The organism is Mycobacterium asiaticum DSM 44297, assembly GCF_000613245.1.
Lineage (GTDB): Bacteria > Actinomycetota > Actinomycetes > Mycobacteriales > Mycobacteriaceae > Mycobacterium > Mycobacterium asiaticum.
The window spans coordinates 675696-696040 of the sequence record NZ_HG964936.1 but is presented as its reverse complement, the minus strand read 5'-3'; the positions used below and the strand labels follow the sequence as shown (position 1 = coordinate 696040).

The 20345-nt window shown below is 67.9% G+C and carries 23 protein-coding genes; 5 read left to right on the top strand and 18 right to left on the bottom strand.

What is annotated here, in order from left to right; translation table 11 throughout:
* Window positions 1–51 precede the first annotated feature (51 nt).
* The 6 genes from tsaB to BN972_RS03360 form a co-directional block, all read right to left on the bottom strand.
* Window positions 52–681, bottom strand: coding sequence for a tRNA (adenosine(37)-N6)-threonylcarbamoyltransferase complex dimerization subunit type 1 TsaB (tsaB, locus tag BN972_RS03385; protein ID WP_235192355.1), 630 nt, complete (start codon window positions 679–681; stop codon window positions 52–54).
* Window positions 672–1175, bottom strand: a complete 504-nt coding sequence (gene tsaE, locus BN972_RS03380) for a tRNA (adenosine(37)-N6)-threonylcarbamoyltransferase complex ATPase subunit type 1 TsaE (RefSeq protein WP_036352905.1) — start codon at window positions 1173–1175, stop codon at window positions 672–674. The genes tsaB and tsaE overlap by 10 nt, the downstream gene beginning before the upstream one ends.
* The gene (locus BN972_RS03375) at window positions 1168–2232 is read right to left on the bottom strand and encodes an alpha/beta fold hydrolase (protein ID WP_390176194.1); all 1065 of its coding nucleotides are present in this window, start codon (window positions 2230–2232) and stop codon (window positions 1168–1170) included. Before BN972_RS03375 ends, tsaE begins: the two co-directional genes overlap by 8 nt.
* A gap of 52 nt (window positions 2233–2284) precedes the next feature.
* Complete coding sequence (gene alr / locus BN972_RS03370; RefSeq protein WP_036352899.1) at window positions 2285–3460, bottom strand: alanine racemase; 1176 nt, start codon at window positions 3458–3460, stop codon at window positions 2285–2287.
* A gap of 105 nt (window positions 3461–3565) precedes the next feature.
* Window positions 3566–4948, bottom strand: a complete 1383-nt coding sequence (locus BN972_RS03365; RefSeq protein WP_036352896.1) for a glutamate decarboxylase — start codon at window positions 4946–4948, stop codon at window positions 3566–3568.
* Window positions 4949–4978: 30 nt separating this feature from the next.
* The gene (locus BN972_RS03360; protein WP_036356402.1) at window positions 4979–6394 is read right to left on the bottom strand and encodes a bifunctional ADP-dependent NAD(P)H-hydrate dehydratase/NAD(P)H-hydrate epimerase; all 1416 of its coding nucleotides are present in this window, start codon (window positions 6392–6394) and stop codon (window positions 4979–4981) included.
* 75 nt (window positions 6395–6469) lie between these two features.
* Between BN972_RS03360 and BN972_RS03355 the strand changes: the two genes are divergently transcribed.
* Window positions 6470–7393, top strand: coding sequence for a class I SAM-dependent methyltransferase (locus BN972_RS03355; protein WP_036352893.1), 924 nt, complete (start codon window positions 6470–6472; stop codon window positions 7391–7393).
* Here BN972_RS03355 and BN972_RS03350 read toward each other — a convergent pair.
* Genes BN972_RS03350 through glmS form a run of 5 tightly spaced genes read right to left on the bottom strand, consistent with a single transcriptional unit; the run spans window position 7390 to window position 12627 of the window.
* Window positions 7390–8112 carry a rhomboid-like protein gene (locus BN972_RS03350; RefSeq protein WP_051545000.1) on the bottom strand — a complete coding sequence of 241 codons (723 nt, stop codon included), beginning with the start codon at window positions 8110–8112 and terminating at the stop codon, window positions 7390–7392. The two genes, BN972_RS03355 and BN972_RS03350, sit on opposite strands and share 4 nt — an antisense overlap.
* 9 nt (window positions 8113–8121) lie before the next feature.
* Complete coding sequence (locus BN972_RS03345; protein WP_036352890.1) at window positions 8122–8958, bottom strand: DUF4436 domain-containing protein; 837 nt, start codon at window positions 8956–8958, stop codon at window positions 8122–8124.
* Window positions 8955–9821 (bottom strand): DUF4436 domain-containing protein, encoded by an 867-nt coding sequence (locus BN972_RS03340; RefSeq protein WP_036352887.1) that lies wholly within the window; start codon window positions 9819–9821, stop codon window positions 8955–8957. The genes BN972_RS03345 and BN972_RS03340 overlap by 4 nt, the downstream gene beginning before the upstream one ends.
* A gap of 33 nt (window positions 9822–9854) precedes the next feature.
* Window positions 9855–10733, bottom strand: a complete 879-nt coding sequence (locus tag BN972_RS03335; protein ID WP_036352885.1) for a DUF4436 domain-containing protein — start codon at window positions 10731–10733, stop codon at window positions 9855–9857.
* Window positions 10734–10752: 19 nt separating this feature from the next.
* Window positions 10753–12627, bottom strand: coding sequence for a glutamine--fructose-6-phosphate transaminase (isomerizing) (gene glmS, locus BN972_RS03330; RefSeq protein ID WP_036356398.1), 1875 nt, complete (start codon window positions 12625–12627; stop codon window positions 10753–10755).
* Between the two features lie 83 nt (window positions 12628–12710).
* On the opposite strand from glmS, the gene BN972_RS03325 reads away from it, so the two are divergent.
* The 4 genes from BN972_RS03325 to BN972_RS03310 are packed head-to-tail and all read left to right on the top strand — an operon-like array spanning window position 12711 to window position 15496.
* The gene (locus BN972_RS03325) at window positions 12711–13229 is read left to right on the top strand and encodes a DUF2510 domain-containing protein (RefSeq protein ID WP_235192354.1); all 519 of its coding nucleotides are present in this window, start codon (window positions 12711–12713) and stop codon (window positions 13227–13229) included.
* 19 nt (window positions 13230–13248) lie between these two features.
* A complete protein-coding gene (locus BN972_RS03320) occupies window positions 13249–14088 on the top strand; it encodes a dienelactone hydrolase family protein (RefSeq protein ID WP_036352882.1) in 840 nt (279 codons plus the stop codon).
* Complete coding sequence (locus tag BN972_RS03315; protein ID WP_036352879.1) at window positions 14085–14435, top strand: nuclear transport factor 2 family protein; 351 nt, start codon at window positions 14085–14087, stop codon at window positions 14433–14435. Before BN972_RS03320 ends, BN972_RS03315 begins: the two co-directional genes overlap by 4 nt.
* A gap of 17 nt (window positions 14436–14452) precedes the next feature.
* Complete coding sequence (locus BN972_RS03310) at window positions 14453–15496, top strand: LLM class F420-dependent oxidoreductase (RefSeq protein ID WP_036352876.1); 1044 nt, start codon at window positions 14453–14455, stop codon at window positions 15494–15496.
* Between the two features lie 4 nt (window positions 15497–15500).
* On the opposite strand, the gene BN972_RS03305 is transcribed toward BN972_RS03310, so the two are convergent.
* The 7 genes from BN972_RS03305 to BN972_RS03275 all read right to left on the bottom strand — a co-directional run bounded on the left by BN972_RS03305 (window position 15501) and on the right by BN972_RS03275 (window position 20342).
* A complete protein-coding gene (locus BN972_RS03305; RefSeq protein WP_036352874.1) occupies window positions 15501–16835 on the bottom strand; it encodes a hypothetical protein in 1335 nt (444 codons plus the stop codon).
* Window positions 16835–17122: a hypothetical protein gene (locus BN972_RS03300; RefSeq protein ID WP_036352870.1), complete on the bottom strand. Its 288-nt coding sequence runs from the start codon at window positions 17120–17122 to the stop codon at window positions 16835–16837. The genes BN972_RS03305 and BN972_RS03300 overlap by 1 nt, the downstream gene beginning before the upstream one ends.
* A gap of 50 nt (window positions 17123–17172) precedes the next feature.
* Window positions 17173–18510: a phosphoglucosamine mutase gene (gene glmM, locus BN972_RS03295; RefSeq protein ID WP_036352867.1), complete on the bottom strand. Its 1338-nt coding sequence runs from the start codon at window positions 18508–18510 to the stop codon at window positions 17173–17175.
* Between the two features lie 148 nt (window positions 18511–18658).
* A complete protein-coding gene (rpsI, locus tag BN972_RS03290) occupies window positions 18659–19123 on the bottom strand; it encodes a 30S ribosomal protein S9 (RefSeq protein ID WP_036352865.1) in 465 nt (154 codons plus the stop codon).
* Window positions 19120–19563 (bottom strand): 50S ribosomal protein L13, encoded by a 444-nt coding sequence (rplM, locus tag BN972_RS03285; protein WP_036352863.1) that lies wholly within the window; start codon window positions 19561–19563, stop codon window positions 19120–19122. The genes rpsI and rplM overlap by 4 nt, the downstream gene beginning before the upstream one ends.
* 168 nt (window positions 19564–19731) lie before the next feature.
* On the bottom strand, window positions 19732–20037 hold the full coding sequence (locus BN972_RS03280) for a WXG100 family type VII secretion target (RefSeq protein ID WP_036352862.1): 306 nt from the start codon (window positions 20035–20037) through the stop codon (window positions 19732–19734).
* Window positions 20034–20342 carry a WXG100 family type VII secretion target gene (locus tag BN972_RS03275; protein ID WP_036352859.1) on the bottom strand — a complete coding sequence of 103 codons (309 nt, stop codon included), beginning with the start codon at window positions 20340–20342 and terminating at the stop codon, window positions 20034–20036. Before BN972_RS03275 ends, BN972_RS03280 begins: the two co-directional genes overlap by 4 nt.
* Window positions 20343–20345: the final 3 nt, after the last annotated feature.

The window sequence follows — 20345 nt, the reverse complement described above, 5'->3', positions numbered from 1 at the left end:
GCGCCGCTCCTCCGCATCGCATTCGCTCTGCATCGTCGCTGGCGCGGGAGGTCATGGCTTGGCCGCCAACGGTTTAGCGTCCGGACGACGCAGGTACAACGCCACCAGCGGTGCGGGCTGCGCCGACCAATCCGGCACGGCCATCGCTAAACCGGCCGGCGTGGGATACACCGGCTCGCACCGCGGCAGATCGAACAACGCCGCGTGCTCCGGCGAGCCGGCAACCGCTCGTGCTGGTCCGGCATCGACATCGGCCGGGGCGTTGACCGCCGGGCCGTCGGTGCGGACGCCGTCGCGGTAGCGCGCCCAATAGACCTCGCGCCGGCGGGCGTCGGTGACGACCAGGGTGTCCCCACTGGTCAGCCGGCCGATGCCATCCAGGCTGCAGACGCCGTGTACCGGGATGCCCAGTGCGTGCCCGTAGGCGGCGGCGGTGGCCATGCCGGCCCGCAGGCCGGTGAACGGCCCGGGACCACAACCGACCACCACGGCGTCCAGGTCTGCCATCGTCAGACCCGCCGCGGCGAGCGCCTCAATCACATTGGGCGTCAACCGCTCCGCGTGCGCCCGAGCGTCCACGGTCACGCGCTCGGCAAGCGTCGCGAGGTCCTCGAGCCGGACAATGCCCGCCGTGACGGCCGGGGTCGCGGTGTCTAATGCCAACACGATGGCTATCTGCACCGCTCCTCCTCATCGCTGCGCTCTGCATCGTCGCCGGTGGTGCGCACCCACTCCCAGGTCGCGATCCGCACATCGGAGTGCATGACCCGTTCCAACCGAATATCCAAGTGCCGCTCGGCAAGCCGTTCGACCAGTCCTTCACCCCACTCCACCACGACGACGGCGTCCTGCAGGTCGGTGTCCAGATCCAGTGAGTCCAGTTCGCCGAGCAGGTCGGCGCCGTGCTGGTCCAGCAGCCGGTAGACGTCGACGTGGACCATTGCCGGCTTGCCCGCCTGCCGCGCCGGGTGCACGCGCGCCAGCACGAACGTCGGCGACGTCACCGGACCGTCGACATCCATTGCCGCCGCAATACCCTTGGCCAGGACGGTCTTTCCAGCACCTAGCGGGCCGGTGAGAACCACCACGTCACCGGCACGCAGCTGCTCCCCGAGCCGGGACCCGAGTTCCAGGGTGTCCTCGACGCGCTCAAGGGTGGCAGTGCCGTTATCCATTGCGCCGGAACCGCTTTCGCAGCCGCCCACCGAACCGCCGGTACCGCAGCCGCAGCTTGCCCGGCAGCGACCGGTCGATAAGCCGGATCAACCCGTCGTTGATGGCGTCGGGCTTGTCCAGCAGCGCCAGGTGGCTCGCCCCGGTGACAATCACCAACTCGGACCGCGGCAGCGAGGCCGCCATCAGCCTCGAATACTCGTCCGGGGTGAGCAGGTCATGGTCACCGCAGGCGATCAGCGTTGGAATCCTCAGCAGCGTCCACAGCCCGGCGGTTTCGTCGTGCGTTTCCAGCGCGCGCAGGAAGCCGACCAGGGTGGCGATCGGGGTGCCGTTCATCATCCGCTGCGAGAAGGCGTCCAGGCTGCGGCTGACCTGCAAATCGCTGTAGGACGCGGCGCGCAGGATCGGGCCGATCAGGGATCGCGACACGTTGCGGCCGCGGTGCACCAGATTGGGCGCGGACTTGGCGGCGAACCGAACCGCTTCCAACGCAGGGTTTCTCAAGAACGCACCCAGCGGTGAGCGGGTGACCCCCTCGGCGGCCGAGGAGATCAGCGCCGCCCCGACGATCCGGCGGCCGTAGTGCTCGGGGAACTGACGCGCGTGCGAAAGCACCGTCATGCCGCCCATCGAGTGACCTACCAACACGATCGGCCCGCGCGGTGCGGCCACCCGCAGCACGGACTCCAGGTCCCCGCCGAGCTGGGTCAGCGTGTAAGACTCAGGCTCACCTTCCCCGGACTCGCCGTGTCCGCGCTGGTCGTAGAAGACCATCCGCACTTGCGGACCGAAGACCTCGGCGAGTCGTATCCGCTGAAAGTGGAACGCACCCATGCGCAGACAGAATCCGTGGGCGAAGACGACAGTCAGCGGCGCATCTTCCGGACCAGCCTCGCGCACCACCAGCGGCACCCCGTCGGACGTTGTCACGACGTAATCGCGGTCGCTGTCCAGCCGCTCGAAATCCTCCCCGGCCCAGGGATCTTCGCCCGTGTTGGTGCGTTCGATGATGGTCTTGCGCGCCGACGCACCGACCAGGGTGGCCACCGCGGTCAGCCCGGCGCTTCCGGCCAACCACGCCCTGCCCCGGTGCAGGTGGCGTTTGTCGTCAGGACTCAACGGTCTGCGCCTCGCGGTAGGTCCGGCTGATCCGGCCCCGAATGCCGGTGACCACCTCGTAGTGAATCGTGCCCGCCAGGTCGGCCCAGTCCTGCGCGGTGGGCTCGCCGCGGCCGCCCGGCCCGAAAAGGATCACCTCGTCGCCTTCGCGCACGTCGGGTTGCCCCGGACCCAGATCGACGACGAACTGGTCCATGCAGACCCGTCCCACTCCGGGTCGGCGCCGCCCGTTGATCAGCACCTCGAGCCGCCCACCCAGCGACCGGATCACACCGTCGGCGTACCCGATCGGCAGCAACGCCACGTTGGTGTCACGTGGCGCGATCCAGGTGTGCCCATAAGACACCCCCTCACCCGCTTTGATCGACTTGACAAGGGCGACAGGGCATTTGACGGTCATCGCCGGAATCAGGCCCATGTCTCCCAACTTAGGCACCGGGCTCAGACCGTAGACGGCGATCCCGGGTCGCACCAGGTCGAAGGTGAGGTCCGGACGGGCCATGGTGGCCGAGGAATTCGACAGGTGCGCCACCTCGAACTCCACCTTCTGGTCTCGGGCGTAGGCCAGCATTTCCCGGAACCGCTTGGCCTGCAGGTCGTTGATCGGTTCTTCCGGCGCGTCGGCGTACACCATGTGCGTCATCAATCCCCGCAGCCGGATTTCCTCGGCGGCGACGGCCTTGCGTAACCCGTCCAGCACCGCAGGGTATTCGGCGGGCGCCACGCCATTGCGGTTCAGGCCGGTGTCCACCTTCAGGGTGACGACGGCCTGGGTGCCGGTCCGGCGCACCGCCTCGAGCACCTCGCCTAGCTGGCGTGCCGAGGAGACCGCGATCTGTACGTCGCCGGCCAGCGCCGATCCGAAGTCGAAACCGGGCGGGTGCAGCCAGGCCAGCACCGGTTCGACGATGCCGGCGGCCCGCAGGGCCAGCGCCTCGTCGACGGTCGCTACGCCAAGTTCGGCGGCACCGGCGGCCAACGCCGCGTACGCCACTCGGGTGGCACCGTGGCCATATCCGTCGGCCTTGACGACAGCCATGACCTCCGCTTTTCCGGCGTGTTCGCGCAGCACCCGCACGTTGTGGGCGATAGCACCGAGGTCCACCACCGCCTCGGCGAGGACACCCGGCGTCATAGAGAGCGACGTAACGGCCACGGCCGCCATTGTCCCAGAGCGCCGCGCCGTGGCTTCGCCCGATCGACTCTGCGCTGGTGGCGGGCTCTTTCGAGGGACCTGCGCACTGGCCGCAGAGTCAACGCGCTAAAGCAGTTAGTGCGCGAAATGCTCAGCTTCGTAGTGCCCGCCCGGCCGTAGTTTGTCCAGCGAGGCCAGGGCAGTGCGGGCGTCGTCGTGCAGGGCTCGGGCCAGGTCGGCGGACAGGCCCTCGCGGACCACGATGCGTAGCACGGACACGTCGGTGGCATTGTCGGGCATGGTGTAGGCCGGCACCTGCCAGCCAAAGCCGCGCAGCTCGTGGGAAACGTCGAATTCGGTGTAGCCGAGGCCGCGCTGCAACCGGAACGCGACAACCGGGATCGCCGACCCATCGGAGATCAACTCGCAATGCTCGCCGACCCGCAACTGCTCTCCCAGCCAGCGCGCGGTCGACTGCAGTGTCTGCATGACCTGGGTGTAGCCCTCACGACCCAGGCGAAGGAAGTTGTAGTACTGGCCCACCACCTGGTTGCCCGGCCGGGAGAAGTTGAGCGTGAAGGTCGGCATGTCGCCGCCCAGATAGTTCACGTGGAACACCAGGTCCTCCGGCAGGTGCTCCTTGCTGCGCCACACCACGAATCCGACGCCTGGGTAGGTCAGCCCGTACTTGTGGCCGCTGACGTTTATGGACACCACCCGGGGCAGGCGGAAATCCCACTTCAGCTCCGGGTGCAGAAAGGGCACCACGAACCCGCCGCTGGCGGCATCGACATGCACCGGAACATCCACACCGCCGCCCGCCGCCAGCTTGTCCAGTGCGGCGCAGATCTCGGCGATGGGTTCCAGCTCGCCGGTGTAGGTGGTGCCCAGGATCGCCACCACGCCGATGGTGTCCTCGTCGACGGCCTCCAGCACCTGCTCGGGAGTGATCACATAGCGCCCCTCTTCCATTGGCAGATAACGGGGTTCGACGTCGAAGTACCGGCAGAACTTCTCCCAGACCACCTGCACATTGGAGCCCATCACCAGGTTGGGAGTGCGCGCCTTCCAGTTCTTGCCGACCTTCTCGCGCCACCGCCACTTCAGCGCCAGACCGCCCAGCATGACGGCCTCGCTGGAGCCGATCGTGGACACGCCGACGGCGCTGCTCGGGTCGTCGTCGCGCAGGTTCTCGGCGTGGAACAGGTCGGCCACCATGCACACGCAGCGCTGCTCGATGGCCGCGGTCGCCGGGTATTCGTCCTTGTCGATCATGTTCTTGTCGAACGTCTCGGCCATCAGCCGCCCCGCCTGGGGATCCATCCAGGTGGTAACGAAGGTGGCCAGGTTCAGCCGCGAGCTGCCGTCCAGCATCAGTTCGTCGTGGATGAAGCGGTAGGCGGCGTCGGGATCCATCGACTCCTCGGGCAGCCGCAGGGCCGGCACCGGCGCGGTGAACAGCCGGCCGGTGTAGGCGGGAGCGATCGAGTGCGCGGGCAGCGAGGGATGTTGGGGCACAGTGAGATCCTTTCTCTACAGCGGAGTCGGCTACAGCGCCGCCAGGGCGGCCCGGATGTGGTGCAGGATGCGCGACGCCGACGTCGGTGCATCGCCAGGCCCGGGGTCCGCGGCCGACAACGCCGCCGCACGGGCGTGCACGAATGCGGCCGCGGCGGCCGCCTCGCCGGCCGGCAACCCGGACGCCAGCAGAGCACCGATCATTCCGGACAACACGTCGCCGGACCCGGCGGTCGCCGCCCAGGACTGACCGGCCGGGTTCAGGTACACCGGTCCGCCGGGATCGGCGATGACCGTGACATTGCCCTTGAGCAGCACCGTGGCACCGAAGGTGTCGGCGAGCTTGCGGCAGGCGGCCACCCGGTCGTCACCGGGCGGCGTCCCGGCCAGCCGGGCGAACTCACCGGCGTGCGGCGTCAGCACCGTCGGGGCCGTGCGGTCGGCCACCAGCTCCGGGTGGGCCGCCAGCATGGTCAATCCGTCCGCGTCGACCAGCACCGGTAGATCGGTGTCCAGCGCGAACCACAGTGCGGCCGGCCCCGGTTTCGTCCGTCCCAGGCCGGGGCCGACGACCCACGCCTGGACCCGGCCGGCGGATGCCGGGCTCGGTGAGGCGATGACCTCCGGCCAGTGCGCGAGCACCTCGTGGTTGGCGCTGCCGGCGTAGCGGACCATCCCGGAAGTGGCCGCGACGGCGGCACCGGTACACAACACTGCGGCACCCGGATACGTGGCACTGCCGGCCAGCACGCCGGTCACGCCCTGGGTGTACTTGTCGTCGTGCGCGCCGGGGATCGGCCAGCGCGCCAGCACGTCGGCGGCCTCGAATCCCAGCATGTCGGTGTCGGGCAGGTCCAGCCCGATGTCGATGAGCTCGACGCGGCCGCAATCGGCCAGTGCATGCACCGGTTTCAGCCCGCCGAAAGTCACCGTCAGCGCGGCGTGCACGGCCGGTCCGCTGACCGACCCGGTCGCCACGTCCACCCCGCTGGGGATGTCGACCGCGACCACCGGGATGTCGCCCACGCTGTCGAATACCTGCGCCGCGGCGGGCCGCAGCGGACCCGACCCGGAGATGCCCACCACCCCGTCGACGACCAGATCCGTTGCCGAGCGGACCCTTTCGATAATCTGACCTCCGGCCTTGCGAAACGCCGCCAGTCCCTTCTGGTGAGCGCGTTCCGGGTTGAGCAGTATCGCGTCGGCGGCGGCGCCGCGACGGCGCAGGAAGGTTGCTGCCCACAGCGCATCGCCGCCGTTGTCGCCCGAACCCACGACCGCGCAGATCCGCCGGCCGGCCACCCCGCCGGTGCGGGCCCGCAGTTCGCGCACAATCGCGGTCGCCAGACCGTAAGCGGCGCGCCGCATCAACGCCCCGTCGGGCATGCTCGCCAACAACGGCGCTTCGGCGTCGCGAATTGCGTCCACGGAGTAGTAGTGCCGCATCACAGCCAGCATTCCACACAGCTGATGTTCAGGAGCCGTCCGTACATTCGCGTCCACCGACGAAGGAGGGCACACATGGCACGGACCGAGAACGACACCTGGGACCTCACGACCAGCGTGGGCGCCACCGCGACCGGCGTCGCCGTGGGACGCGCACTGGCCAGCCGGGGTCCCGACCCGCTGATCAACGATCCGTACGCCGAGCCGTTGGTCCGGGCGGTCGGCGTCGACTTCTTCACCCGGCTGGCCAGCGGCGAACTCGACCCCGCCGTGGTCGACGATAACGCCGAGTTCGGCATGGAACGGATGCGCGACATGATGGCCGTGCGCACCAGGTTTTTCGACGACTTCTTCCTCGCCGCCGCCGAGGCGGGCATTCGTCAGGCGGTGATCCTGGCGTCCGGCCTGGACGCCCGCGGCTACCGGCTGCCGTGGCCGGCCGGCAGCATCGTGTACGAGATCGACCAACCGCAGGTGATCGAGTTCAAGACGGCGACGCTCGGTGAACTTGGGGCCACACCCAAAGCAGAACTGCGGACCGTGGCGGTCGACCTGCGCCACGATTGGCCACGGGCGTTGCGCTACGCAGGTTTTGACCCAGCGGCGCCCAGCGCGTGGAGCGCGGAGGGACTGTTGCCGTTCCTGCCGCCAGAAGCACAGGACGCGCTGCTGGACAACATCACCGGACTCAGCGCGCCCGGTAGCCGACTGGCAACCGAGAACATGTCCGACGGTAGCCGAGCGGTGTCGATGATGGCCGACCAGATCAAGCAGACCACCGATCGCTGGCGCGCGCACGGCTTCGACGTCGAGATGACCGACCTTTGGTATGCCGGCGAGCGCAACGACGTGATCGAGTACCTCAATGCCCACGGCTGGTCGGCGAATGCCGCGCCGGTCGCTGAGTTACTTGCCGCGCAAAGCGTTTCGCTCGCCGCCGACGGCGAACGGGCGGCGGTGTTCACCTCGCTGAGCTACGTCTCGGCCACCCGCGGTTAACCGGCTTCGGCCGATGGTTCGGGCTGCCTACGCCGGCGGAACAGTTCGCGGAGCGTGGCCGGGTTCCACGGGACGATCTTGCGCTCCCGGGCCATCGGGTAGAACGCCAAACCGATGAGCAACGCGGCGAAATGACCGATGGCGGTGAAGCTGAGCCCAATCCGGTCCATGGTGATCACCGGGAAGCCGAAGATCAGCAGGAGTACGGCGAGGTAGCCCCAGCGCCACGGCCGCGCAATCCGGTAGGTGAGCACCCCCATCACCCCGACCAGGAAATAGCTAACCCCGATGTCGTGGGCGCGCACATACCGCTCGGAGGCGTCCCGTAGTTCGATGGCGAGGAACAGCAGTCCTTCGCTGAAATAGGTGGCGATAATGTGTGCGCTCAATCCCACGGTGAGCCAACGCAGTTGGCCCAGCCATCGCTCGGCCGGCGCCAGGAACAGGGTGAACAGCAGCAGGTAGGGTTCCAGGCTCTTGCCGTCGATCCACATCAGGCTGGAGAACAGCACCCCCAGCGGATCGGTGGCCAGCGCATGGATGTTGGTGTAGCGGTGCAGCAGCACCGAGTGCAGCTGCTGGCCGGTCAGCACATTCTGCAGAATCGTGGTGATCGTCAAGGCCAGCAGCCAGCCGTAGGTCAGCGGCGCCCGGATGATCCAGTGCCAAACCGCACGCACCAACGTGCGCGCTCGAGCCGACACCGAAGTTTTTGCCACTTGGCAACTTTACTTGTCGAAGTCCGGCGCCAGATGCCGCCACCAGCAGGTGATGTAGATGAGCATCGACAGCACCAGGGCAACGATCACCCAGAGCACGATCCTGATGTCGATCCAGGAGCCGAACGGCGGTGCGTTCGGCAAAGCATTGCGCAGCGGTACCACCGCGAAAAGCATTGCCGCGTACCACGTCGTCATGGGCGGCTGAAACTTCCGGCGGTCGCGGGCCGTCTGGATGGCGACAAACAGCCCGATGGCCGCCAACAGGATCAGCGCGCCGAGAATGACAACCGCGAACGCCACGGTGCCCGCCGACCGCTGCAACTTCACCCGGTACGGCGCCAGCCCGCCGTCGGTGCTGGGGGCGGGGATGGTGATCTGCCAGCCGGCCAACCGGTCCACGAACGTCACCGCTGCCCGTTCCGGCACTTCCTCGGGGCCCCGGAAAAGTTCGACGGTGATCGGGCCCGAGGTGTAGCGGTCGAACGGCCAGTTGGCGACGTCACCGCTCAGGGTGAGCGGGACCGGGAATGTGCCTGGCAACATCCCTTTCGACCACGTCCGCTTGGTGGGCGATACCGCTGAGGTGACCACCACGCTGAGGTCTTCGGTCAGGCCATGGGTGCGCGAATCCAGCAACTTCGGCCCGGGTGAGATCGCGAGGTTGGCTGCCAGCACCGTATTGCTCTGCTGCACGTCCTGCAGGTCGATGGTGACCGTTGTGCCGTCGGTGGTCGGCTGGCCCTGGGTCAGGTCGTGCGGCCCCTTGCCAGCATTGCCGTACAGGGAGGTCGAGGCGAAGTAGGCCACCAGGAATAGCAGGAGGCCGGCGATCCCGAGTTTCATGCGCGCTTGTCCTGGCTCGAAGTGTTGTCGTATTCGGGTGCCAGATGCCGCCACCAGCAGGAGATGTAGAGCACCAGCGAGATGGTCAGGACGACGATCACCCAGAGCACGATGGTGACGTCCACCCAGCTGCCGAACGGCGGCGAGTCCGGCAGCGCGTTGCGCAGCGGCATCACCGCGAACAGCATGGCGGCATACCAGGTCGTCATCGGCGGCTGGAATTTCCTCCGGTTGCGCACCGTCTGGATGGCGACGAAGTAGGCCAGTGCGGCCAGCGCGATGAGGACACCAAGGATCAGCACCGCGAAGGCCGTCGTGCTGTGCGAGCGGTGCAGGTGCAGTCGGTAGGGCGCGTAGGGTTGGCCCTTGTCCGGGCGCCCCACGTCGACTTCCCAGCCCAGCAGCCGATCGACCAGAGTCACCGTCACAGACTCGGGTGTCTGCGAACTGCCGGAGAACAGCTGAACGTTGATCGGTCCGGTTTCATAGCGGTCGAAGGGCCAGTCGGCGACGTCACCGGTCAGGCTGATCGACACCCGGAAGGCGTCGGGCAGCGATCCTTTCGGCCACGTGCGTTTGCTGGCCTGTATCACCGAGCTGGCGACGACGTTCAGGTCGTCGACGAGAGTGCCGGTTTGGGCGTTCAGTAGGGCGGGCGCCGGCACGACGGCGATGTTGGCTACCAGGATGCCGGTGTTGGACTGGATGTCCTCGATGTCGACCGTCACCTTGGTGCCGTCACCCGCACCGTTGGACATCTGGTGACGATGACCCATGCCGCCGTTGACGTACAGCACGATCGATGCGGCATATCCCGCGACGAAGACGACGACTCCAACGATCGTGCGTGTCGACGCCGACATCCTCGCCACGGCTTTACCTTCGCACGCCGCGGCTTATTTGGGTGTCGAGTCAGCTGGTTTCGGTGCCCGTTCCGCGGGCGTGTCGTAGTCCGGCGCCAGGTGCCGCCACCAGCAGGACACGTACAAGCCCATCGCCACGACCAGGGCCACGATCACCCAGATGACGACCATGACATCGACCCAGGCGCCGAAGGGCGGTGAATCGGGCAACGCGTTGCGTAACGGCACCACCGCGAACAGCATGGCGGCGAACCACGTCGCCATCGGCGGCTGGAATTTGCGCCGGTTGCGCACCGTCTGAACGGCGACGAACAGGCCGAAGCAGGCCAATGCGACCAGCACTCCCAGCAGGACCACGGCAACTGCCACGGTGCTGGGTGACCGGTGGACGTCCACCCGGTACGGCCCCGCGCCGCCGGGCTGGCCGCCTTGCACGCCGAGTTTCCAGCCCGGCAGCCGGTCGACAAAGCCCACCGAGGCCCGTTCCGGTGTCTGCGGAGAGCCGCGGAAGAGGTTGACCGAAACCGGTTTGGAGCTGTAGCTGTCGAAGGGCCAGTCCGAGACGTCACCATTGATGTTCAGCGACACCGGGAAAACCCCGGGCTGGGTGCCCTTCGGCCAGGACCGGCTGGTGGGTGTCGTCGCGGAGGTGACGGCGACGGTGAGGTCGTCCTTCAGGTTGCCGGTTTGCGGGTCCAGCAGTTCAGGTCCCGGCGACACCGTCAAATCGCCGAGCAGCGCATTGCGATACGGCTGGATGCTCACGATGTCCAGCGTCACGGTCGTTCCATCGGCTGCCGGCTGAGCCTCGGTGAGCGGGTGGGCCGGGCCCATGCCGGCAAGGGCATACAGCGCGGCCAGACCGATATATGCGGCGACGAAAGCCGCGATACTAGCGATGCCCCATCTCATGGTGCCTCCCCGACGACGACTATTCGACGGTGACGGATTTTGCCAGATTCCGGGGCTTGTCAACGTCGTAACCGCGGGCCTGCGCCACCGCGGCGGCGAACACCTGTAGCGGGATGGTCGACAAAAGTGGCTGCAAAAGCGTTGAGACGGCTGGGATTTCGATCAGGTGGTCGGCGAAGGGGCGAACGGTGTCGTCGCCTTCCTCGGCGATCACGATGGTGACCGCTCCGCGTGTCTGAATCTCGCGGATATTGGACAGCAGCTTGGCGTGCAGCGTCGCCGATCCCTTCGGTGAGGGCATCACGACGATGACCGGCAGGTCATCCTCGATCAGCGCGATCGGACCGTGCTTGAGCTCGCCGGCCGCGAATCCCTCGGCATGCATATAGGCCAATTCCTTGAGCTTGAGCGCACCCTCCAGCGCGACCGGGTAGCCGACGTGGCGGCCCAGGAACAGCACCGTCGATGACTGCGCGAACCGGTGGGCCAGCTCGGCGACCGGGTCGACCCCGGCGATCACGCTGGCCACCAGGTCGGGCATCGCTTCCAGCTCGCGGTACTCCCGCTCGACCTCGTCGGGGTATTTCGTGCCGCGCGCCTGCGCCAGCGCCAGACCCACCAGGTAATTCGCGGTGATCTGGGCCAGGAATGTCTTGGTCGATGCGACGCCGATCTCCGGTCCGGCCCGGGTGTAGAGCACCGCGTCACATTCGCGCGGAATCTGGGAGCCATTGGTGTTGCAGATCGCCAATACCTTGGCCTTCTGCTCCTTGGCGTGCCGCACCGCCTCCAGCGTGTCGGCGGTCTCGCCGGACTGCGAGATCGCCACCACCAGCGTGCTGCGGTCCAAAACCGGGTCCCGGTAACGGAATTCGCTGGCCAGCTCCACCTCGACGGGCAGCCGGGTCCAGTGCTCGATCGCGTACTTGGCCAGCAGCCCGGAGTGGTAGGCGGTGCCGCAAGCGACGACAAACACCTTGTCGATCTCGCGCAACTCCTGGTCGGAGAGCCGCTGCTCGTCGAGCACGATCCGGTTGTTCACGAAGTGTCCGAGCAGGGTGTCGGCGACCGCGGCGGGTTGCTCAGCGATCTCCTTGAGCATGAAGTACTCGTAGCCACCCTTTTCGGCGGCGGCCAGGTCCCAGTCGATGTGGAATTCCCGGTATGCCCCAGGGCCCAGGTCCTCGTTGCCGGCGAAATCGGTGACGCGGTAGCCGTCGGCGGTGATCACGACCGCCTGATCCTGACCGAGTTCGACCGCCTGCCGGGTGTGTTCGATGAATGCGGCCACGTCGGATCCGACGAACATCTCGCCCTCGCCGACACCGAGCACCAGCGGTGTGGACCGGCGGGCGGCGACGATGGTGCCGGGCTCATCGGCGTTGGCGAACACCAGGGTGAAGTGCCCCTCCAGCCGGCGCAGCACGGACAGGACCGAGGCGACGAAATCGCCGGCCGTCGGGCCGTGGTGGTAGGCCCACGCGACCAGGTGCACCGCGACCTCGGTGTCGGTGTCGCTGGCGAACTCCACCCCGGCGGCCTCCAACTCCTGACGAAGGCCGGCGAAGTTCTCGATGATGCCGTTGTGAACGACGGCGATCTTGCCCGCGGCATCGCGGTGCGGGTGTGCATTGCGGTCGGTAGGGCGCCCGTGGGTGGCCCACCGGGTGTGGCCCAGGCCCGCCACACCAGCGAGTTCACCGGGAGCCATTTCCCCGATCGCCGAATCCAGATTCGCCAGCTGACCGGCGCGGCGCCGGACCGTCAGCTTGCCGTTACCGTCGAGCAGGGCGATGCCCGACGAGTCGTAGCCGCGGTATTCCATCCGGCGCAGTGCGTCCATGATGACGTCGCAGGCCGGGCGATGCCCGACGTAGCCGACGATTCCGCACATTCTGACCAGGGTAGTGCAGGTGCGCATTTACCATCGGGCGCGACGGTATCGTTTATCCGTCGAATGGCCTGTGAGGAGCGGTTTTGTCATATCCATACCCGCAGGGCGGTGGCCAGTATCACCAGCCCCAGCCACCCCAGCAGGCCGGTGGGCAGTATCAGCAGTCTCAGCCTTACCAGCAGTCCGGTGAACTGTTCTACATCGGGCTGCTCAAGCACACCGGCGCGCTGATCCTCTGGTTCCAGCAGACCGTCCGGTTCACCGGAACCCTGGAGCAGTGCGAGCGTGCCTACCGCGACGCGCAGAACCACTGTCTGATCGCCGGCTGGTGGAGCATCGCATCGTTGCTGTTGAACCCGATTGCGCTGTTTCATAACCGGAGCGCCATCCGCAAGCTCCGCAATCTGGCGCAGCAGCCGCAGCAGCCGCAGTTTCAGCAGTTCCAGCAGGCCCCGCAGTTCCAGCAGCCCCAGGCGGTCGGAGCTCGGCCGCCGGCAGCCACGCCGGCGGGCTGGTATCCCGACCCGTCCGGACACCCCGGACAGCGCTACTGGGATGGCGCGACGTGGACGGGCTTTACCCATCCGCCGGCGCACCGCTAACGCGGGCTAGGGTTCGAAGGTGGCCCGCATCCGTAAGCTCGTCGCCGCCCTCAACCGCCGTGGTCCACACCGTGTATTGCGCGGCGACCTGGCGTTTGCCGGACTCCCCGGCGCGGTGTATACCCCCGAGGCCGGTCTGAACCTTCCTGCCATCGCTTTCGGTCACGACTGGCTGACCGTGTCGACCCACTATGCGCGCCTGCTCGAGCACCTGGCCTCGTGGGGCATCGTGGCTGCGGCGCCCGACACGCAGCGCGGGCTGGCGCCGTCGGCGCTGAACCTGGCTTTTGATCTTGGAGTCGCCCTGGACATCGTGGCCGGGGTGCGACTCGGGCCGGGTGAGATCAGCGTGCACCCCGGCAAGCTCGGCGTGGTGGGCCATGGTTTCGGCGGTTCGGCGGCGGTGTTCGCCGCGGCCGGGATGCCCGGCAGATTGAAGGCCGCGGTGGCACTCTTCCCGACGGTGACAGTGCCGCCGGCCGAACAGCCGGCCGCCACCCTGGACCTGCCCGGTCTGATCATGAGCGCGCCGGGCGATCCGAAGACGCTGAACTCCAACGCGTGGTCTTTGTCCCGCGCGTGGGACGACGCGACGCTGCGGATCATCAGCAAGTCCAAACCCGGCGGCCTGGTCGAGGGCCGGCGCCTACCCAAGGCGCTGGGGTTGGCCGGCTCCGATCGCAAAACGCAACGCGCGGTCCGGGCACTGCTGACGGGATATCTGCTGTACGTCTTGGGCGGGGACAAGACCTACCGCGACTTCGCCGATCCGGACGTGCAGCTACCCAGGACCGAGCAGTTGGATCCCGAGGCCCTGTCGGTCACGCCCGAAGAGAAGATTGTGGCGCTGCTCAAATGACCAACGCGCACGAGCTCTACAACCGATGGATCACCGAACTGTGGTCGGGGCAACCGGTCGCCGCGGAGATCGTCACCGAGGACTTCGTCGGCCATTGGCCCAGCCGCGACGTGCATGGTCCGGCCGAATTGCAGCAGATCATCGATGAGACGCGAAACATGTTGGCGGATTTGACCTTCCGGGTCGAGGTCGGCCCACTGCAGGAGGGGGACCTGGTGGCCGGCCGGTGGGTCGGCAGCGGCCGCGGACCGGAGGGCCCGGTTGCTTTCACCGGCAACGACATCCTGCGCCTCGCTGCGGACGGGCTGCGGTTCGCCGAGTACTGGACGGGTACCTCCGCCGGCTGACGTGGTAAGTGTCGTTGATGCGAATCGGGATCGCGCTGGACTACACGGGCGGGTTTCACGAGGCCGTTGAGCGCGTCGTCGAGCTCGAGAAGTCGGGCATCGATGTCGCGGTCGTAGCCGAGGCGTATGCCTTCGACGCCATCAGCCAGCTGGGGTATCTGGCGGCCAAGACGAACCGGGTCGAACTGGCCTCCGGTGTCGTGCCCATCTATATCCGCTCGCCGTCGCTGCTGGCGATGACGGCGGCGGGTCTGGACTACGTTTCGGGCGGACGGTTCCACCTCGGGATCGGCACGTCCGGTCCGCAGGTGATCGAGGGATTCCACGGCATCGAATTCGACGCCCCACTGGGCCGCACCCGCGAGACCGTCGAGATCTGTCGGCGGGTGTGGCGGCGGGAACGGCTGCAATACGACGGGAAGCACTACCAGATCCCCTTACCCGCCGACCGCGGCACCGGACTCGGCAAGGCCCTGCACCTGATCAATCACCCGGTGCGCGAACGCATTCCGATCTCGATCGCGTCGCTGGGCCCCAAGAACGTCGAACTCACCGCGGAGATCGCCGAGGGCTGGCAACCGGCGTTTTACTACCCGGACAAGGCGCATCTGGTGTGGGGCGAGGTGCTGGCGGCCGGTGCGGCAAAGCGCGACCCCGCACTCGGCCCGCTAGACGTCATGGTCGGCACGTCGCTGGCCATCGGCGATGACGTCGAGGACCGGTTGGCTTGGACCAAACCGCAATTGGCGCTCTACATCGGCGGGATGGGCGCCAGGGGCCGCAATTTCTACCACCGTCTGGCAACCCGCTACGGGTTCGGCGAGGTAGCGGACCGGATCCAGGAGCTATACCTGGCCGGACGCAAACGTGAGGCGATCAACGCCCTGCCCGACGAATTGGTCCGCGGCGTCTCGCTGATCGGCCCACGCGGGTTCATCGCCGAACGACTGGCCGTGTTCGCCGAAGCGGGAGTGACGACGCTGCTGGTGCGGCCGGTGACCACCGACGCGGGCGAGGCGGTCCGTTATGTCGAAGAGCTGCTACAGATTCGATCCTCCTGACCGCTCATTGCCCCGCCTTCGGCAGCTCGTCCGCGGCGATCTCGCAGGGCGTCTTCCCTGCGGGCATGGGCGGGACCTGGGCCGGCGGGGGTTGAGCCGCCGGAGCGGCCGCGGGAGAACCGGCCGGCGATGACCCGGCCGGTTGACCGGACGGGAACGGCTCGGCCGCCGGTTGTAGGGGCGGGGGTTGCTCGCCCGCCGGTTGACCCGGCGAAGACGTCTTGGCGACCCGTGTTGCGTCGTCATCCCCAGGATGGCGCGGCTTCTTCCGTTCCCCGTCCGGATCGTCGTCGGGGTCTGCTCCCAATGCGTCGTCGCCGGGCGGGTCGGCCGTCGAATCCAGCAGACCGCCCATCGCCTGGACGATCCGGCCGGCGAGCCCGCCGAGACCGCCGAGCCCGCCAACCCCGCCGAGACCACTGAGGTCACCGCCACCGCCCAGGCCCCCGCCGGACGTGCCGGACCCGCCGCCCGACATGCCAGAAGCACCACTCGGCCCCGTTCCCCAGTCCGGCTGTGTCAGTGGCACATTCGGCGCCACCGGCCCCGGAGCTGCCGACGGCGCTGCGGCGACCGACGGTGGCGGAAACGATGAGCCGCCGCTGGAAACCGGAACCAGCGGCAGGCCCGTGACGACCGCGGGCGTAGCCGTGGCCGCCGCCGCCAGGGGGCTACCCGGCCCGAGATCGCTGGGAATCTCGAACGAGGCTCGCGGCACGGCGCCCAGTCGGTCGACGACGATGTCGTACGACGCGGCCACAGCCGCCGTCGTGGAACGCATAGCGGTGATCCAATCCTGGCGAATTACGTTGTCCACGTACGGTTTTATCTGCCGGTCCACCACTTCCTGGGCGGGCGTCCGATCGGCCGCGCCGGTGGTGACGGCGGCGGCCGCGGCCAGCCACACCGGGCGCTGCGCCTCGGTGCGCTGATCGACGGCGACGGTCGTCGCAACTCGCGAGTCGACGAGGTGCCACAGGTTGTCCCGTAGCGACTCGAGTTGCGCGGCGGCCGTTTGGATTTCGGTGATGACGGCATTCGCCGCGTCGCAGTGGCGCTGAATGAACGCAACGGCGGCCTGGGCTCCCGTTCCGGTCCACGCCTCGGCCAGTGCGGCAAGCTGCGTGCGCTGCAACTGCAGGGCCTCGGCGACCACGGTGCCCGCCTCCCGCAACCGTGCACAATCGGCGTTCAGCGCATGGAGATCGAGTCCGTCTTCACTGCCATACAGATCACGGACCGGCAGCGGATCATGGCAGGCCCGCGCATAGGTCTCGGTGTGCTCGACGGCCGGGAGGCCTTCGGCCAGGCGTCCGGTGACGTCCAATCGATCGATCATCAGGCGATCCGGGCGGCGGCAGACAACTCGGCGTCCGCGCAGCGGTCGGCGCCCACCCGCAGCGCAACGGCGATTTCGGCGGCCGCGCGCGACCACCGCGCCAGGTCGGCCACCAACCCGGCCAGCCCGGCCCGCACCGCATCTCCCCTTGCCGCGTACGACCGGCCCGCTCGGGCACCATCAAACGCCAAGTGCCCTAGATGCATTCGCGCTGCGTCGTCGATCAGTTCGGCCGCCGCGCTGAACTGGCCGGCGACCGAACGCACCGCCCCGTTATCAAGTCTCATACCTAATCCGACGCCGCCCGCGGCGTCGGGGTTCCCGCAAGATTCCCGGCTCAGCCGGCGGCGCTGACCGCCTCGGCCACGGTTCCGGCCAACCGTTGTGCGACTTCCTCGTCGGCGGCCTCCACCATCACCCGGATCATCGGCTCGGTTCCCGACGGCCGCAACAGAATTCGTCCGGTGTCGCCGAGTTCGGCCTCGGCCCGGTCGACCGCGTCGCGCACCGACGGCGCGGCGGCGGCGGTGGCCTTGTCCGCCACCTGCACGTTGATCAGCACCTGCGGCAGCGACCGCATTGCCGACGCGAGGACGGCCAGGGAGGCACCGGTCTGCACCATGCGGGTCATCAGCCGCAGCCCGGTGACGATGCCGTCACCGGTGGAGCCCAACGCCGGCATCACGATGTGTCCGGACTGCTCGCCGCCGAGGCTGTAGCCGCCGGCCCGCAGCTCTTCCAGGACGTAGCGGTCGCCGACGCCGGTGGTGCGCACCGTCACCCCGGCCGCGCGCATGGCCAGATGCAACCCGAGGTTGCTCATCACGGTCGCCACCAGCGTGTCGGAGGCGAGTTCACCGGCCTCCTTCATGGCCAACGCCAGCACCACCATGATGGTGTCGCCGTCGACCAGCTCGCCGTTGGCGTCGACGGCCAGGCAGCGGTCGGCGTCGCCGTCGTGGGCCAAGCCCAGGTCAGCGCGATGATCGACGACCGCGGCCCGCAGCGAATCCAGGTGCGTCGAACCACACCCGTCGTTGATGTTCAGGCCGTTGGGATCGGCGTTGATGGCGATGACCCGGGCGCCCGCCGCGCGGTAGGCGGCCGGGGCCGCCGCGGACGCCGCGCCGTGCGCGCAGTCAACGACCACGGTGAGCCCGTCGAGGCGGCTGGTGCTGGCCTTCCCGACGTGGCGCAAGTAGCGGTCGGCCGCGTCGGCGGCGTCCAGAACGCGGCCGATGCCCGCGCCCACCGGGCGCAACCCTGGGCCAGCGGCAACCAGGTCCTCAATACGGTCTTCGGTGTCATCGTCGAGTTTGTGGCCACCCGGGCCGAAGATTTTGATGCCGTTATCGGGCATCGGGTTGTGCGACGCGGAGATCATCACACCGAAGTCGGCGTCGTAGGCGCTGGTCAGATAGGCCACCGCAGGAGTGGGGAGCACTCCTACCCGTAAGGCGTCGACGCCCTGGCTGGTCAGGCCGGCGATCACCGCCGCTTCCAGCATTTCCCCGCTGGCGCGCGGGTCCCGGCCGATTACGGCGACGCGGCGGCCCGGGCCGGCCGAGTCCGCCAGGTGGCGCGCCGCCGCGGCGCCCAGGGCGAGCGCCAATTCGGCGGTCAACTCACGATTGGCGACTCCGCGTACGCCGTCGGTGCCGAATAGTCGACCCATGCGGACAAACCTCTCACAGTTGGCTCACACATGGCGAGCGTGCAGATAACCACTGTTGGCTGCGAGCGTGCGTCGAGTACCCGCGACACGCCGAAACATGCATAGATATCGCGCGGGCGATACACGCCCGCAGCCTGCCAGTGACTGATCAGCGCTTGCTGTACTGAGGCGCCTTGCGGGCCTTCTTCAGGCCGTACTTCTTGCGCTCGGTGGCGCGCGGGTCGCGAGTGAGGAACCCGGCCTTCTTCAGCGCCGGGCGGTCCTCCGGTGAGGCGACGATCAGCGCGCGGGCGATGCCTAGCCGCAGGGCGCCGGCCTGGCCGGACGGGCCTCCGCCGTGCAGCAGCGCGTAGATGTCGTAGTTGTCCACCCGCTCAACGGTGACCAGCGGGGCCTTGATCAGCTGCTGGTGCACCTTGTTGGGGAAGTAGTCCTCTAGGCTGCGGCCGTTGAGGTCGAACTTGCCGGTACCCGGGACGAGACGAACCCGGACGACGGCTTCCTTGCGGCGGCCGACCGTCTGGATGGGGCGCTCGAACACGAACGATTCGGCGGCGGCCGTGTCCTCGGCCGCGGTCTCGGTCGCCTCGGTGGTTTCCACGGTCTCGGTCATTGCGCCACCTGCTTGATCTCGAACGGAACGGGCTGCTGAGCGGTGTGCGGATGCTCCGGGCCCGCGTAGACGCGAAGCTTCTTCTGGATCTGCCGGCTCAGCTTGTTCTTCGGCAGCATGCCGACGATCGCCTTCTCCACCACGCGGCCGGGGTGCTTGTCCAGCAGCTCGCCGATGCTGCGCTTGCGCAGACCGCCGGGATAACCCGAGTGGCTGTAGGCCATCTTGCTCTGCAGTTTGTCGCCGCTGATGGCGACCTTTTCGGCGTTGATGACAATGACGAAGTCACCACCATCGACATTGGGCGCGAACGTCGGCTTGTGCTTGCCACGCAGCAGATTGGCTGCCGCGACGGCAAGGCGGCCAAGCACCACGTCCGTGGCGTCGATGACGTACCACGACCTGGTGGTGTCACCCGCCTTGGGCGCGTATGTAGGCACAGCGCTTACCTCTTTCTCTGCGAGCCGGGTAGCTCGGGTTGGATCCCGGGGTGAGCCGGGGGCCGGTCAGGCGATTGCGGCTGGGGTTGTTCTCGGCGACCGACGTTGACCCGAGCCCCGGCGTACCGCACGCCAACGGAGCAGCTTACCGATCGGCATCCCCGCAGGTCAAAACGGACGTGCCCAGCTGTTGGCAGCCCGGCGATCGGCGCTGGCCACCTCGTCGGCGCCGTCACGGACCGCGTGACCCAGCTGGTTCAGGATCTCAGTGAGTGCGGTGGCCGCCTGATGCCACTTGAGCTGTTCGGCCTGATAGGCCGCGGCGGCCTCGCGGGTCCACAGCTGTTGCAGGGGCGCGATACCGGATCGGAGCTCCTCGAGCGCGGCTTCCAGGCGTGCGGAGGTGGTGTGGATTTCCTGGCGGACTGAGTGTTCGATCGCGTCGAAGTTGTACGACAGCGCAGCCTCGTTCACAGTGCGCCCGCCGCCGCGGCTATGTGCTGGGCGTGGCTGTGCACGGACTCGCGCAGCGCGGCCTCATTGGACCGGATGGTCTCGGCGATGCTGTGCAGGGCGTGGTACAAGCGCGTCGACTCGGCGTTCCAACGGTCCAGGACGTCCTTGAACCGCGCCGCCGCCAAGCCTCCCCACACCGAGGTGGGCACGGTGCTCATCCGGCCGATGAAGGCGTGCAGCATCGCACGGATCTCCTCGTTGCGGGTATCCGTAGTGGCCGCGACCGAGCGCATCAAGTCGAAATCGGTATTCAGGGTGCTCATACC

Bases quoted from the DNA above. Each gene is read 5' to 3' on its own strand.
- BN972_RS03315 (WP_036352879.1), top strand. From the start codon at position 14,085: ATGACCAACGCGCACGAGCTCTACAACCGATGGATCACCGAACTGTGG.
- BN972_RS03360 (WP_036356402.1), bottom strand. From the start codon at position 6,394: ATGCGGCACTACTACTCCGTGGACGCAATTCGCGACGCCGAAGCGCCG.
- BN972_RS03275 (WP_036352859.1), bottom strand. From the start codon at position 20,342: ATGAGCACCCTGAATACCGATTTCGACTTGATGCGCTCGGTCGCGGCC.
- BN972_RS03355 (WP_036352893.1), top strand. From the start codon at position 6,470: ATGGCACGGACCGAGAACGACACCTGGGACCTCACGACCAGCGTGGGC.
- BN972_RS03300 (WP_036352870.1), bottom strand. From the start codon at position 17,122: ATGAGACTTGATAACGGGGCGGTGCGTTCGGTCGCCGGCCAGTTCAGC.
- alr (WP_036352899.1), bottom strand. From the start codon at position 3,460: ATGGCGGCCGTGGCCGTTACGTCGCTCTCTATGACGCCGGGTGTCCTC.
- BN972_RS03305 (WP_036352874.1), bottom strand. From the start codon at position 16,835: ATGATCGATCGATTGGACGTCACCGGACGCCTGGCCGAAGGCCTCCCG.
- BN972_RS03310 (WP_036352876.1), top strand. From the start codon at position 14,453: ATGCGAATCGGGATCGCGCTGGACTACACGGGCGGGTTTCACGAGGCC.
- BN972_RS03340 (WP_036352887.1), bottom strand. From the start codon at position 9,821: ATGTCGGCGTCGACACGCACGATCGTTGGAGTCGTCGTCTTCGTCGCG.
- BN972_RS03335 (WP_036352885.1), bottom strand. From the start codon at position 10,733: ATGAGATGGGGCATCGCTAGTATCGCGGCTTTCGTCGCCGCATATATC.
- glmS (WP_036356398.1), bottom strand. From the start codon at position 12,627: ATGTGCGGAATCGTCGGCTACGTCGGGCATCGCCCGGCCTGCGACGTC.
- BN972_RS03345 (WP_036352890.1), bottom strand. From the start codon at position 8,958: ATGAAACTCGGGATCGCCGGCCTCCTGCTATTCCTGGTGGCCTACTTC.
- tsaE (WP_036352905.1), bottom strand. From the start codon at position 1,175: ATGGATAACGGCACTGCCACCCTTGAGCGCGTCGAGGACACCCTGGAA.
- rpsI (WP_036352865.1), bottom strand. From the start codon at position 19,123: ATGACCGAGACCGTGGAAACCACCGAGGCGACCGAGACCGCGGCCGAG.
- glmM (WP_036352867.1), bottom strand. From the start codon at position 18,510: ATGGGTCGACTATTCGGCACCGACGGCGTACGCGGAGTCGCCAATCGT.